General features: G+C 73.1%; 1 pseudogene. It reads left to right on the forward strand.

The features are described from left to right. Nucleotides 1–113 precede the first annotated feature (113 nt). Nucleotides 114–798, forward strand: a pseudogene (locus FL311_RS43445) (transporter); the annotation flags it as partial.

The following is a 798-nucleotide window of genomic DNA, read 5'->3' on the forward strand; positions in this document are numbered from 1 at the left end:
GTGGTGGTGGGCGCGGTGGTGAACGAGCTGCTCGCGGGACCGGCGTTCCGCCAGGTCCTCTCGCCACCGCCGCCGCGAGAGCCTCCGGAGTCCGCGGGCGTGGGGGTGGCCACATGAGGGGCGCGGTGGTGCGGTTGCTGCTCCTGGTGGGGCTGTTGGCCATCATCAGCCGCGCCCAGGTGCTGCGCGAGGACGCGGGCACGCCGGTGACGCTGGCGGCCGGCGCGCTGCTCTTGTGCGGCCTGTTCGCGGGCAAGGTGGCCAAGGGGCTGGGGCTGCCCCGGCTCACGGGCTACCTGCTGGTGGGCGTGGCGGTGGGGCCGTACGCGCTGGGCTTCATCCCGGGCGAGGGCGTCAAGGGGTTGGACCTGGTGAAGGGGCTCGCGGTGAGCCTCATCGCGCTGGTGGCCGGCACGGAGCTGCGGCTGGGGCTCATCCGCCGCGTGGGCGCGAGGGTGGCGCTTTTGTGCGCCGCGGTGTGCGGCGTGACGTTCACCGTGTGCTTCGGGGCGACCTTCGCGCTCAAGCCGCTGCTGCCGTTCCTGGCGCCGATGTCCTGGCAGCAGGCGCTGGCGGTGAGCGCGCTGGTGTCCACGGTGGTGGTGTCGTTCTCGCCCACGGTGACCATCGCCATCGTCCAGGAGACGAGCGCGCGGGGCTCCTTCACGGAGTTCCTGATGGCGCTGGTCATCATCGGCGACCTGTTCGTCATGGTGGCGTTCGCGCTGGCGGCCGGCGTGACGCGGGCGAGCTTCGGCGGCGGGCTGGACGTGACGGGCCTGTTGAGCGGGGTGGGGT

Origin of the sequence: Myxococcus sp. AB025B (assembly GCF_006518215.1) — a bacterium.
GTDB lineage: Bacteria > Myxococcota > Myxococcia > Myxococcales > Myxococcaceae > Myxococcus > Myxococcus fulvus.